The organism is Hymenobacter profundi (assembly GCF_019334315.1).
GTDB classification, from domain to species: Bacteria; Bacteroidota; Bacteroidia; order Cytophagales; family Hymenobacteraceae; genus Hymenobacter; species Hymenobacter profundi.
The window spans coordinates 135,821-148,259 of sequence record NZ_JAHWGL010000001.1 but is presented as its reverse complement, the minus strand read 5'-3'; the positions used below and the strand labels follow the sequence as shown (position 1 = coordinate 148,259).

General features: G+C 55.6%; 11 protein-coding genes. 8 read left to right on the top strand and 3 right to left on the bottom strand.

Translation table 11 applies throughout. The features are described from left to right. Positions 1-224: 224 nt before the first annotated feature. The gene (locus KYK14_RS00670) at positions 225-2,078 is read right to left on the bottom strand and encodes a glycoside hydrolase family 15 protein (RefSeq protein ID WP_219156076.1); all 1,854 of its coding nucleotides are present in this window, start codon (positions 2,076-2,078) and stop codon (positions 225-227) included. Between the two features lie 168 nt (positions 2,079-2,246). Continuing rightward, the gene (locus KYK14_RS00665; RefSeq protein ID WP_219156078.1) at positions 2,247-2,603 is read right to left on the bottom strand and encodes a hypothetical protein; all 357 of its coding nucleotides are present in this window, start codon (positions 2,601-2,603) and stop codon (positions 2,247-2,249) included. Positions 2,604-2,789: 186 nt separating this feature from the next. Between KYK14_RS00665 and lepA the strand changes: the two genes are divergently transcribed. The 7 genes from lepA (at position 2,790) to KYK14_RS00630 (ending at position 9,910) form a co-directional block, all read left to right on the top strand. Further along, entirely contained in the window at positions 2,790-4,577 is a 1,788-nt protein-coding gene (lepA, locus tag KYK14_RS00660; protein WP_219156125.1) for a translation elongation factor 4, read from the top strand. Between the two features lie 105 nt (positions 4,578-4,682). Further along, positions 4,683-4,862: a hypothetical protein gene (locus KYK14_RS00655; protein WP_185283569.1), complete on the top strand. Its 180-nt coding sequence runs from the start codon at positions 4,683-4,685 to the stop codon at positions 4,860-4,862. A gap of 12 nt (positions 4,863-4,874) precedes the next feature. Next, a complete protein-coding gene (locus KYK14_RS00650) occupies positions 4,875-5,786 on the top strand; it encodes a bifunctional 5,10-methylenetetrahydrofolate dehydrogenase/5,10-methenyltetrahydrofolate cyclohydrolase (RefSeq protein WP_219156080.1) in 912 nt (303 codons plus the stop codon). A 169-nt stretch (positions 5,787-5,955) separates the two neighbouring features. Continuing rightward, entirely contained in the window at positions 5,956-6,573 is a 618-nt protein-coding gene (locus tag KYK14_RS00645) for a 7-carboxy-7-deazaguanine synthase QueE (RefSeq protein WP_185284242.1), read from the top strand. A gap of 35 nt (positions 6,574-6,608) precedes the next feature. Beyond that, a complete protein-coding gene (locus KYK14_RS00640; protein ID WP_219156082.1) occupies positions 6,609-8,555 on the top strand; it encodes an OmpA family protein in 1,947 nt (648 codons plus the stop codon). 296 nt (positions 8,556-8,851) lie between these two features. Beyond that, positions 8,852-9,223, top strand: coding sequence for a hypothetical protein (locus KYK14_RS00635; RefSeq protein ID WP_219156084.1), 372 nt, complete (start codon positions 8,852-8,854; stop codon positions 9,221-9,223). A gap of 324 nt (positions 9,224-9,547) precedes the next feature. Beyond that, on the top strand, positions 9,548-9,910 hold the full coding sequence (locus KYK14_RS00630) for a hypothetical protein (protein WP_185283573.1): 363 nt from the start codon (positions 9,548-9,550) through the stop codon (positions 9,908-9,910). Between the two features lie 95 nt (positions 9,911-10,005). On the opposite strand, the gene KYK14_RS00625 is transcribed toward KYK14_RS00630, so the two are convergent. Continuing rightward, the gene (locus KYK14_RS00625; protein ID WP_185283574.1) at positions 10,006-11,295 is read right to left on the bottom strand and encodes a citrate synthase; all 1,290 of its coding nucleotides are present in this window, start codon (positions 11,293-11,295) and stop codon (positions 10,006-10,008) included. Positions 11,296-11,540: 245 nt separating this feature from the next. Between KYK14_RS00625 and KYK14_RS00620 the strand changes: the two genes are divergently transcribed. Continuing rightward, entirely contained in the window at positions 11,541-12,437 is an 897-nt protein-coding gene (locus KYK14_RS00620; RefSeq protein WP_219156086.1) for an aldo/keto reductase, read from the top strand. Positions 12,438-12,439 lie beyond the last annotated feature (2 nt).

Genomic DNA, 12,439 nt, shown 5'->3' with positions numbered 1-12,439 from the left:
GAGAAGGAAACCCCAAACGTTGCAACGCTACCCTCCCAAAAACAAAACTCCCGGCTGAAGCAACGCGCTTCAGCCGGGAGTTTTTAGGTTGAATTTGTCCGAAGTTGTTCAGGCAAATGCTAAGTCAGAGTTAGCAGTAGGGATACAAAATAATCGGAGTTGCTGATGTCAGTTCAGTTGCGTAGTTCCAAACGTCCAACACCACAACAGCAACGCAATGGTTCCTACCCTACAAACAAATGACCCTGTTGCGTCTTGCCGCTGTGGCGCTCGTCCAGGTCACGGTTGAGCTGAAACGCGGCGCTGATAAGGGCTAGATGCGTAAAGGCTTGCGGGTAGTTGCCGATCTGCTCGCCGGCCGTTCCAATCTGCTCGGAGTAGAGGCCCAGCGGACTCGCGAAGCCCAGTAGCTTCTCAAATAGCAGGGTAGCCTTGTCCAAATCGCCTGCCCGCGACAGGTTCTCGATGTACCAGAACGAGCACATCGTGAACGTGCCTTCCTCTCCTTCCAGGCCATCGGAGGCACCCCCGCCGGCGTGGTAGCGGTACATCAACGAGTCAATAATCAGCTCCTTTTCGAGGGTGCGCATGGTAGACTGCCAGCGCGGCTCGGCTGGGCTAAACATACGCACTAGTGGAAGTAACAGCACGGCGGCATCCAGTACATCACCGCCTTTATACTGCACAAAGGCTTGTTTTTCCTCGCTCCAATAGTTCGTGAATACTTCCTGGTAAATCTCATCGCGCACCTTGTACCACTTTTCCAGCGGGGCCGGGAACGAGCGGTCGTTGGCAATCTGAATGCCGCGGTCCAGCGCTACCCAGCACATCATTTTGGCCGAAATGAACTGGCGCTCCTCGTCGCGCACTTCCCACATACCGTGGTCCTCCTCCTGCCAGTTCTCCGCCACAAAATCCACCAGCCGCGACACGTGTTTCCAAAAGTCGTAGGTGATGGCGCCGCCGTACTTGTTGTAGAGATAAATCGTGTCAAGCAGCTCGCCGTAGATGTCAAGCTGAAACTGCTGAGCGGCGCCATTACCAATGCGCACCGGACGCGAATCGCGGTAGCCGGCCAGGTGCAATAGCTCCTTTTCGGGTAGGTCAGTGGAGCCATCCACAGCATACATCAACTGCAAGTCGGCGGCGTCTTTCAACTGGTTGCACCGCTCCATAATCCAGTGCAGAAAAGCTTTCGATTCGGTGGTAAAGCCCAGACGCAAAAATGCATACATGGTAAAGGCCGCGTCGCGAATCCAGGTGAAGCGGTAGTCCCAGTTGCGGGCACCACCCACGCACTCGGGCAGGCTGAAAGTAGCCGCCGCTACCGTTGAGCCGTATTGGAGTGAGGTAAGCAGCTTGAGCGTAATAGCGGAGCGCAGCACCGTTTCGCGCCAACGGCCAATGTAGGTACTACTTTCAATCCACTCGCGCCAGTACGTTAGCGTATCCTGAAAAGCGCCTTCGGTGTAGTGCGCCAGGTCGCGGGCGATAAAAGAAGGGTCGTCAACGGGTGTGGCTTCAATTACAAAACTGGCCGTGTCGCCGGCTTCCAGGGTCCAGGTGCCGGTAGCGTCGCCGGTGCCGGTAGGCTGAAGCGTCCGGTCGCCAAGCAGACGAAACTGAAAGTCCTTCTCGCTGGTGCTGCGGAAAAGCAGGTCATTCTCCTGCTGCACCAGCTCGTGCGGCGCGCGGGCGTAGTCGAAACGGGGGCAGCAGTGCATAGTAAACGTCATGCTGCCTTTGATGACACGCAGCATCCGCACCACGGCGCAGTTCTGCTCCTGGTGCTTGATGGGCATGAAATCCGTCAGCTCGGCAATGCCGCCTTTAAAGTAGAAGCGCGTTAGGAGCACGCCCGTGTTAGGCAGGTAAAGTTGTTTGGATTGCACCCCTTCGTCGGCGGGAGTCAGTGCCCAATGTCCGCCCTTTTCAGCGTCGAGCAGCGAGGCAAAGATGGTAGGGGAGTCGAAGCGGGTGAAAGGAAGGTAATCTATTGAGCCTCTGTTCGATACTAGCGCAACCGTATGTAGGTTGCCCACCAGGCCATAGTCTTCTAAAGGAGTAGCTTGCGTCATAAAAGAAGTAGGTACACGAGTGTGCAGTACCCTAACAACGCAAAAGGTCCTTCGACAGGCGAGGTTGACGCAAATTTTGTAGAGTGATTTGGGAGCAGGCGATTTCCGTAAATCGTTCGGCGGCTTGTAGCACTCACCCACAGGTTGCCGAACGGTTTGCGCCTCGATTTACTCGTAGTCAGCCGCTTTTTCCAGCGCCTGTTCCAACTCGTTGGCGGCCTTTTCGATGTCGTGGTAGCCTTGCTGGGCGGCACGCTCCTTGGCCGCTAGTAGGCCGTCGCGGTGCACGGTTTTGAAGTCACCGTAGGGAAACTTGTAGCGGCCCTTGGTGTCTTCGCCCATGCTGGTGTCTTCGCCGAGGTGCCACTTGGCGTATTCTTCTATCTCGTGCTGGTCAATAAACTTGTTCTCAGCGGCCGTATTGGGGTTATGCTGGCTCCAATGGCCGGAGTCGTTTTTGATTTTTCCGTCTTTGATGAGTTGCTTAGCATACGCTACGGCCTTCTTGTTTACCTGAATGCTCATGGTTGGGAGGGGTAGGAAAGTGGAACGAAGCCTACCCTCATGGTGGCGGGTGGGGTAGGGCCTTGTTTAAACGAACAGGCCACGCAGCGCGTTTTGGTTGAGCTTGGGCGGGCGCGGCGACTTATGCCGGCAGCTAGCTTTTGCGGGCTGATTTGCGTAACTTTGCAGTTGCAAAAACCGCCTCTAGTGAAGAACATTCGTAATTTCTGCATCATTGCCCACATCGACCACGGCAAAAGCACCCTGGCCGACCGCCTCCTGGAATTCACCCAGACCGTGGCCCAGCGCGATATGCAAGCCCAGCTGCTCGACAACATGGACCTGGAGCGCGAGCGGGGCATCACCATCAAGAGCCACGCTATCCAGATGCAGTATCAGTACCAGGGCGAGCAGTACACGCTCAATCTGATTGATACGCCTGGTCACGTCGATTTCAGCTACGAAGTATCCCGCTCCATTGCCGCTTGCGAAGGCGCTTTGTTGATTGTGGATTCGTCGCAGGGGATTGAGGCACAGACGATTAGCAACCTCTACCTGGCCATTGGCTCCGACCTGACCATCATTCCGGTCCTCAATAAAATTGACCTGCCCCACTCCATGCCGGAGGAGGTGTCGGACGAGATTGTGGACCTGATTGGCTGCGACCGGGACGAAATCATCCACGCCTCGGGCAAAGCTGGTATTGGCATTGAGGAAATTCTGAATGCCATCTGCGAGCGGATTCCCGCCCCAGCAGGTGACCCCGAGGCCCCTCTGCAAGCCCTGATTTTTGACTCGGTGTTCAACTCCTACCGGGGCATCGAGGTGCTGTTTCGCATCAAAAACGGCACCATGCGCAAGGGCGATAAGCTCCGCTTCATGGCTACCGGTAAGGAGTACGGCGCCGATGAAATCGGCATCTTGGGCCTCAAACAGGAGCCCCGCCCTGAGATGCGGGCCGGCAACGTAGGCTACCTAATTTCGGGCATTAAAGAAGCCCGCGAGGTGAAGGTAGGCGACACCATTACCAACGTCATTAACCCCACGAAAGAGGCCATTCACGGCTTCGAGGACGTGAAGCCGATGGTATTTGCTGGTATCTACCCCGTGGATACCACCGAGTACGAGGAACTGCGCTCGTGCATGGAAAAACTCCAGCTCAACGACGCCGCCTTGGTGTGGGAACCCGAAACTTCGGCGGCCCTGGGCTTTGGCTTCCGCTGCGGCTTCCTGGGCATGCTGCACATGGAAATCGTGCAGGAGCGCCTGGAGCGTGAGTTCGACATGACGGTAATTACCACCGTGCCCTCGGTGCAGTTCCACGCCACCGGCACCAAGGATCAGGAGTACATCATCAACGCGCCCTCCGAGATGCCTGAGCCGAACACGGTGAAGTTCATCGAGGAGCCGTTCATCAAGGCCCAGATCATCACGGCGGCCGACTATGTGGGTTCCATTATCACGCTGTGCATGGAGAAGCGCGGCATCATCAAAGGCCAAAGCTACCTGACGTCTGAGCGGGTAGAGATGACCTTCGAGCTGCCGCTGTCGGAAATCGTGTTCGACTTCTTCGACAAGCTTAAGACCATTTCGCGCGGTTATGCCTCGCTCGACTACGAGCTGATTGGCTTCCGCGAGTCGGACATGGTGAAGCTGGATATCATGCTGAACGGCGAGAAGGTCGACGCCTTGTCGGCCATCGTGCACCGTAGCAAGAGCTACGAGTGGGGCAAGCGCCTCTGCGAAAAGCTGCGCGAGCTGCTACCCCGCCAGCAGTTCGAAATTGCTATTCAAGCCTCTATCGGCCAGAAAATCGTAGCCCGCGAAACGGTGAAAGCCCTGCGCAAAAACGTAATTGCCAAGTGCTACGGCGGCGACATCTCGCGTAAGCGTAAGCTGCTCGAAAAGCAGAAAGAGGGCAAAAAGCGGATGCGCCAAGTGGGCTCCGTAGAAATCCCTCAGGAAGCTTTCCTGGCCGTATTAAAGATTGACTAATGCCCGAAAGCGCGGCTCCGGAAGGGGCCGCGCTTTTTGCTGGCTCCTTTACTTTTCACCTCATACACTTCTTGACACGGCGTTGTATGATTACACATCCATCCCATGTCTGAGAACATCACCAAGAACTGCAAAAGCCAGGAGCAACTGGAAAAAATCATCAAAGGCCAGGAGCGTAAGTTCCGGTGGCGCGACGATTGGCCCGCTATGGAAAAAGCTCTCACGGAAGCCGGTAACGCCGCTATTGCCGCCCACGAAAACAAGGCCAAAACCGACCAAGAGTAAACCCGCATTACTATGACCCCAGCCCCCGAAGCTGCTACCTACCAACTCATCGACGGTAAGAAAACCGCCGAGGACATCAAAGTTGAAATTGCCGCCGAAGTAGCGCAGCTGAAAGCCGCTGGCCAAAAGGTGCCTCACTTGGCGGCCATCCTCGTCGGCCACGACGGCGGCTCAGAGACCTACGTGCGCAACAAAGTGCTGGCCTGCGAGCGGGTAGGCTACGGCAGCACCCTGCTGCGCTACGAAGACACCATCACGGAGGCAGAACTGCTGGCGAAGGTAGAGGAGCTGAATCAGGACCCCGAAATCGATGGGTTCATCGTGCAGCTACCCCTACCCAAGCATATCAATGCGGAGAAGGTGATTGAGGCAGTCCGCCCCGAAAAGGACGTAGACGGCTTTCACCCCATGAACCTGGGCCGTATGGTGGCGGGACTACCGGCTTTGCTGCCGGCTACCCCTTCGGGCATCGTGGAGTTGCTGAAGCGTTACGGGATCAAAACCAGCGGGAAGCATTGCGTGGTGATTGGCCGCTCCAATATAGTAGGTATGCCGGTTAGTATATTGCTGGCTAAGAACTTAGAGCCTGGTAACTGCACGGTTACTTTATGCCACTCGCGCACGGCAAACCTAGCTGAAATCACGCGCCAGGCCGATATTGTGGTGGCTGCCCTAGGCCGCCCAGAGTTCGTAACCGGCAACATGGTGAAGCCAGGCGCGGTGGTGATTGACGTGGGCACTACGCGGGTAGAGGACGCCAGCCGCAAGTCAGGCTTCGTGCTGAAGGGCGACGTGAATTTCACTGAGGTAGCGCCGCTAACCAGCTACATCACGCCGGTGCCGGGTGGGGTAGGCCCCATGACCATTGCTATGCTGCTGCTGAACACGCTACGCGCCGCGAAAGGCGAGGTGTACCCGCGGTAAAAAACCAGAACCAAACCGCCATTTTCGCAGTTTGAAGCTTTACTAGTATCTTTAAAGTCGGGCTTTAGGCAGGGTTTTTGGGTGCCATGGTACCCAGCGCCTTTCCTAAGGCCCGATACCTTTTTTGCCGACTGTTTTGTTACATCAACTTCCCGTTGCAACTGGCCTAATGGCCGATAGCACAGGGGCGGCCACGCTGCCTCTGATGGAGCATTTCTACACGATTCAGGGCGAGGGCTACAACACGGGCCGCGCTGCGTACTTCCTCCGCCTGGGCGGCTGCGATGTTGGCTGCGTGTGGTGCGATGTGAAAGAGTCTTGGGATGCCGAGGCGCACCCGCGCGTGGCCATTGCCGACATGGTGGCCGCTGTCACGTCCTACCCCGGCCGCAACGCCGTGATTACCGGCGGCGAGCCGCTCATGCACGACCTCACCCAACTCACCAGCTCCCTGCAAGAAGCCGGCTGCCAGACCTGGATTGAAACCTCCGGGGCTTACCCGCTTTCCGGCCGCTGGGACTGGATCTGCGTTTCGCCCAAGAAATTTAAAGCTCCTCTACCTCAAGTGCTGGCTGAAGCCCACGAGCTTAAAGTGGTAGTATTCAATAAGTCTGATTTTAAATGGGCTGAAGAACACGCCGCGCAGGTAGGGGAGAACTGTCGCTTGTACCTGCAACCCGAGTGGAGCAAAGCCGCCGCCATAACCCCGCTTATTATCGATTACGTGAAGGCCAATCCGCGCTGGCAGGTGTCGTTGCAAACGCATAAGTACCTCGATATTCCTTAGCCGATCTTCTGGTCTAGCCCACCCTTTCTCCTTCCATGCGCTTCTCCTTTCCTGCTTCATTGTTGGCGTTTGTGCTGGCGCTGCCTCTGTCAAGTTCCGCGCAGGTAACCCTGGCCACTACCAATACCAAAGCGCGCGGCCTATGGGATAAAGCGCAGCAGCAAGCCAAAGCCCGCGATTTTAACAAGGCACTAGAAACGTTGCAAGTGCTCAATGAGAAGTTTCCTTCCTTAGGCGAGCCATATGTACTACGCGGCTCTTTATTGAAGGCAATGGGCGAAAACCAGAGTGCCTACGAAGCCTACCGCGACGGACTGAGCAAGTTACCGGTGGCCGCCGGTCAGGCCAACAGCTACTTCACGCTGGGCGAACTGGCCCTGAGTATGGGCGATTACAAAACCGCCGCCGATGGCTACACCAAGTACCTGAAGGTAGGGCCAAAAGGGCAGCGCAATACGGCGCGGGCGCAGCAGCAACTGCTCAACTGCGAGTTTGCCCTGAAGGCTATAGCCAACCCCACCGGCAAGCAGCCTGAGCGCCTCGGCGAGCCGCTGAATACGTTTTACTTTCAGTATTTCCCGGTGCTGACGGCCGACAACCGTTTTCTGGTGTTCACGGCCCGAGCCAGCGCATCAGATGATAGTTTCGAGGATATCCTGATTTCCAAGCAGAGCAAGGACGGGTCGCTGAGTGAGCCGGTATCAATATCACCGGCCATCAACACGCCTTATAACGAGGGCGCGGCCACGATTTCCGGCGACGGCAAAACGCTGGTATTCACCTCCTGCGACCGGCCCGGCTCCGTGGGCTCCTGCGACCTGTACATCTCGCGGCGCACGGGCAACACCTGGAGCAAGCCCCAGAATATGGGCCGCAGCGTCAACTCGCCCTACTGGGATTCGCAGGCTTCGCTTTCGGCCGATGGGCGCACGCTTTACTTCACCTCCGACCGGCGCGGCGGCCTGGGTAAGGAAGACATCTACGTGACCACCCAGCAAGACGACGGCTCCTGGAGCCCCGCCCGCAACCTGGGCGCCCCCGTGAACACGCCGGGCCAGGATATGGCGCCGTTTATTCACGCCTCAGGCACCACGCTCTACTACGTAACGGATGGGCTGGTAGGCATGGGCGGCTTGGACGTGTTCCGTAGTGCCGTGCAGCCCGATGGCAAGTGGGGCGTGCCGCAGAACCTGGGCTACCCGCTCAATACCTTTGAGAACGAAGCCTCGCTGTTTATTTCCTCCGACAACCGCCGGGGCTTCTGCTCCCGCTCGCGCACTTCGGAGCCAGGCGTAACCAAGGTGCGCAACCGGCCGGTAGAACTGTATAGTTTCGAGGTGCCGCAGTCGGTGCAGGCGCAGGAAACTAGCACCTACACGCAAGGTAGGGTGTTCGATGCCATCACGAAAAAGCCGCTAAAGGCCGATGTGCAGCTCTACGACCTCAACACCGACCAGCTCACACAATATGTGACCTCCGACCCCGAGCAGGGCGACTACACGGTGGTGCTGAACGAGGGTAGGCAGTACGCCATGTACGCCGTGGCCGATAAATACCTGCTCAAAAGCCTAAGCTTCGATTACACTGACAAGCGCAGCTTCGACCCGCTCACGCTTGACATCTACCTAGAGCCCGTGCGGGCCGGGCGCACCATCGTGCTCAATAACTTGTTTTTTGATACCAATAAGTACGAGCTGAAGCCCAAGTCGCGCACTGAGTTGAACCGGCTGATTCAGTTTATGCAGCAGTATCAGGAGGTGCAGGTGGAGATTTCCGGCCATACCGATGATGTAGGCGCTGATGCCGACAACATGGTGCTCTCGCAAAACCGCGCCAAGGCCGTATATGATTACCTAAGCGAGCACGGCGTGAAGGCTACCCGCCTGCGCTTCAAAGGCTATGGCGAAACCCGTCCCTTGGTCGCCAACGATTCAGAAGCACACCGCCAGCAGAACCGCCGCATCGAGTTCCGGCTATTATAGCTCACTACTCGTTCGACACCTAAGCCAATAGCCTCCGCTATTGGCTTTTTTTATGATTGTAGTATTCCTTTTTCAGGCGCTGAACAGGTAGCTGGAAATAAGTATGTTGTATAAGTTTAGTGCAAGTTATCAGTTATTTAAATACTACAATATCTTTTTTAAGTTAAAATTTAGCCAATACGTTTGTACCGTTCCAAAAGGCTAACTATTCATTGAAAATAGGATTTAGCCATATAGAACACAATGTCAATACATAGTTGTATCCGTTAATTTTCACTCTTTCACTTATCACGAGCATGAAAAAAGCATACTTAACCGCCGCCTTGCTACTAGGATTGTACTCAAGCAGCCTGGCTAAAGGAAGCCATCTAGAACCCGATGAAAAAGCTACCATTCAGCAGCGGGCGGTAGTACTCACTCGGGCCATGGCCACCAAGATGCGCCTCGATGAAGGCCAGTATCTAAAGTTAAAGCAACTGAATGTTCGGTGGCTTACGGAGATGGAAGCGCTTAAACAGGAGGGTAGCACTGCTATATCGGCGCTGGATGAAAACGCTTCGGCTATGCAGGCGCAATACGAAAGCGAGATGCTGGCCCTACTGTATCCTGCCCAGCAGCAAATCTACCATCACCTCGAAAATACTCGTATGGCCTTCCGCGCCGAGTAGCTTCGCTGAGCTGAAAAGACAATTCTTCGTCGTCCCTCTTACGGTAGCAATACAATTATCATGCGTTTCTACTTCTATCAGCGCAGAGCTGAGCAATGCAAAAACGAATAGGAATGCAGCTGTAGATTAGTTAAGTGATAGTTATCAGAAAAATATAATAATTTTATGTTGCACTTTATTGATAAATAGTATTATATTCGATTATAATTATGTTTTGCCTCACTAGCCGGTCTATGTATCGCCAGTGCTGCCACCAGTTAACTTTTTCCATTGTCTCATTCCTGTAATACAGTTCATCTTTCCACCTTCTACCCAATATCAACCATGAAAACGAAATCCTACATTCTACTCGCCGTATTCGCTCTGTTCAGCACGACTTCTGTAGTAGCTGGTGGTCCCGGCGATTCGCCTCTGGCAACTCGTGCCAAAACCATGACCCAGCAGATTGCGGCTAAAACGCACCTCAACGAAGGCCAGTACCTGAAAGTGAAGCGACTGAACCTGCAGATGCTGACGGCCGTGGAAACCCTGAAAAAACAGCGCACCATGGATGCAGAAGCCGTTGACAAGCAGATGGCCGAAATCCAGGACCACTACGAGTGGGATTTGGCCGCTATCCTGTGGCCCCGCCAGATGGTTGCCTACAGAGAAGCCAAAGCGTCGATGACAGCCGTGAATCTACGTTAATCGCCTGCTATCGATACAACAGCTACTTCACTGGAGTACACGAAAAAAGCCCGCTTTACAGCGGGCTTTTTGTGTAGCGGGTAATAAGAGGCAGCTTAGCGCTGCTCGATGCCAACGTAGTCGCGCTCCCGCTCGCCCACATAGATCTGGCGCGGACGGCCGATGGGCTCCTTGTTCTCGCGCATCTCCTTCCATTGGGCAATCCAGCCGGGTAGGCGGCCCAGGGCAAACAGCACCGTGAACATTTCCGACGGAATACCCAGGGCTTTGTAGATGATGCCCGAGTAGAAGTCCACGTTTGGATAGAGCTTACGATCAACGAAGTATTGATCGGTGAGGGCGGCTTCTTCCAGCTCCTTGGCGATTTTCAGCAGGGGGCTATTCGTAACGCCTAGTTCCTGCAACACCTCATCGGCAGCCTTCTTGATAATCTTGGCGCGCGGGTCGAAGTTCTTGTACACGCGGTGGCCGAAGCCCATCAGGCGGAAGGGGTCTTCCTTGTCCTTGGCCTTCGCAATGAACTTGCTAGTGTCGCCACCATCGCGCTCAATGGCCTCCAGCATCTCAATCACCTCTTGGTTGGCGCCGCCGTGCAGCGGGCCCCACAGGGCGTTGATACCAGCCGAAACCGAGCCGTAGAGCGACGCGTTGGACGAGCCTACTAGGCGCACGGTAGACGTAGAGCAGTTCTGCTCGTGGTCGGCGTGCAGGATGAGCAGCTTGTTGAGGGCGCGCACCACCACCGGGTTCACCTCGTACTTCTCCGTGGGGTAGCCAAACATCATGTGGAGGAAGTTGGCGCAGTAGTCGAGGTCGTTGCGGGGGTAGCTAAGCGGGTGCCCGATGGAGTTTTTGTAAGTCCAGGCCGCAATGGTGGGCATTTTAGCCAGCAAGCGCACAATGGTCAGGTCTACCTGTTCCTTGGTCTGGTTGGGGTCGATGCTCTCGGGGTAGAAACCAGTCAGCGCACAGGTGATGCTGCTGAGGATGGCCATGGGGTGCGTGCTGCTGGGGAAGCCGGAGAAGATCTTGCGGATATCCTCGTGCACCAGCGTATGCTTGGTGATGCGGTTGCTGAATGCATCTAGCTCGCTCTGGGTGGGTAGGGAGCCATAAATCAGCAGATAGGCCACTTCCAGGAAGCTAGACTGCTCAGCCAGTTGCTCAATGGGGTAGCCGCGGTAGCGCAGAATGCCTTCCTCGCCGTCGAGGAACGTGATGGCGCTCTTCGTGGCACCGGTGTTCTTGTAGCCCGGATCAATAGTGACGTAGCCGGTTTGGTCGCGGAGCTTAGCAATGTCAATTGCCTTTTCATGCTCAGTGCCTTCAATAGTGGGGAAAGAAAATGATTTCCCTTCGAGAATAATCTCAGCAGACTCTGCCATAAGTAGTGGTTAGAGGTGGGTTCCGGGGCGAAGCTAAAGAATTACCGGTAAGCAGGAAAGATTAGCGGCCAATTGTCTGCTATACTACAAACACAGACGTTGTGTTGTTCAGGCGCGAACCAAAGGGAAACTAAACAAGAAATAGAAGGTGCCTCCGTCTAATTTCCTGTTACGGGTTGCACTCCTATTGCCTGTGCCGTAACGCCGTGGCGCAAACCTGCGTCTCTATTACCAAACGCCTCCGCATGAAATACAACCAACTAGGTAAATCCGACTTACAGGCCAGCGAAATCAGCTACGGCTGCATGTCTTTGCAAGACGACCACGCCGCCAACGCCCGCCTGCTGCACCAGGCGTTCGACCAGGGCATCAACTACTTTGATACGGCCGACCTCTACCAAAAAGGTGAAAATGAAGTTTCCGTCGGCAAAGCCTTTAAAGGGCGGCGCTCCAATGTGCTGCTGGCCACAAAGGTCGGCAACCAACTATTACCCGACGGCAGCACCGCCTGGAATGCCAGCAAAGCCTACATCCTACAGGCTGTAGAGCAGAGCCTGCGCCGCCTCCAAACCGACTACATCGACCTCTACCAGCTCCACGGCGGTACCCTCGACGACCCCATCGACGATACTATCGCGGCCTTTGAGCAACTGCAACAAGAAGGCAAAATTCGCTACTATGGCATTTCGTCTATCCGCCCCAATGTCATCCGCGAGTACGTGCAGCGGTCTGCCATGGTGAGCGTGATGACCCAATACAGCCTCCTCGACCGTCGGCCGGAGGAAGAAACCCTGAAGCTGCTGCACGAGCAGTCTATTAGTGTGCTGGTGCGCGGCAGCTACGCGCAAGGACTGCTGCTGGATAAGCCCGCGAAAGACTATTTGGGGTATTCGGCGAAAGAGGTAGGCGCCATGGCTACGGCCGTGCGCGCTACGGCCAGCGAACTGAATGTCTCCGCGGCGCAGGTTGCTGCGCGCTTTGTTCTGGAGGCGCCGGGGGTAGCATCAGCTGTTGTGGGCATCCGAACGGCGGAGCAACTGGCGGAGGCGCTTCGTATAGAAGCGTTTGCCTCCCTACCTTCTGAGGGGCGACAAAGGCTAGAGCAGGTGCTGGAAAGCAAGCAATACGAGCAGCACCGGTAGCC

Excerpts from the sequence above, each read along its gene's own strand:
- KYK14_RS00670 (WP_219156076.1), bottom strand. The coding sequence starts at position 2,078 with ATGACGCAAGCTACTCCTTTAGAAGACTATGGCCTGGTGGGCAACCTA.
- KYK14_RS00655 (WP_185283569.1), top strand. The coding sequence starts at position 4,683 with ATGTCTGAGAACATCACCAAGAACTGCAAAAGCCAGGAGCAACTGGAA.
- KYK14_RS00635 (WP_219156084.1), top strand. The coding sequence starts at position 8,852 with ATGAAAAAAGCATACTTAACCGCCGCCTTGCTACTAGGATTGTACTCA.
- KYK14_RS00640 (WP_219156082.1), top strand. The coding sequence starts at position 6,609 with ATGCGCTTCTCCTTTCCTGCTTCATTGTTGGCGTTTGTGCTGGCGCTG.
- KYK14_RS00650 (WP_219156080.1), top strand. The coding sequence starts at position 4,875 with ATGACCCCAGCCCCCGAAGCTGCTACCTACCAACTCATCGACGGTAAG.
- KYK14_RS00630 (WP_185283573.1), top strand. The coding sequence starts at position 9,548 with ATGAAAACGAAATCCTACATTCTACTCGCCGTATTCGCTCTGTTCAGC.
- KYK14_RS00625 (WP_185283574.1), bottom strand. The coding sequence starts at position 11,295 with ATGGCAGAGTCTGCTGAGATTATTCTCGAAGGGAAATCATTTTCTTTC.
- KYK14_RS00620 (WP_219156086.1), top strand. The coding sequence starts at position 11,541 with ATGAAATACAACCAACTAGGTAAATCCGACTTACAGGCCAGCGAAATC.
- KYK14_RS00665 (WP_219156078.1), bottom strand. The coding sequence starts at position 2,603 with ATGAGCATTCAGGTAAACAAGAAGGCCGTAGCGTATGCTAAGCAACTC.
- KYK14_RS00645 (WP_185284242.1), top strand. The coding sequence starts at position 5,956 with ATGGCCGATAGCACAGGGGCGGCCACGCTGCCTCTGATGGAGCATTTC.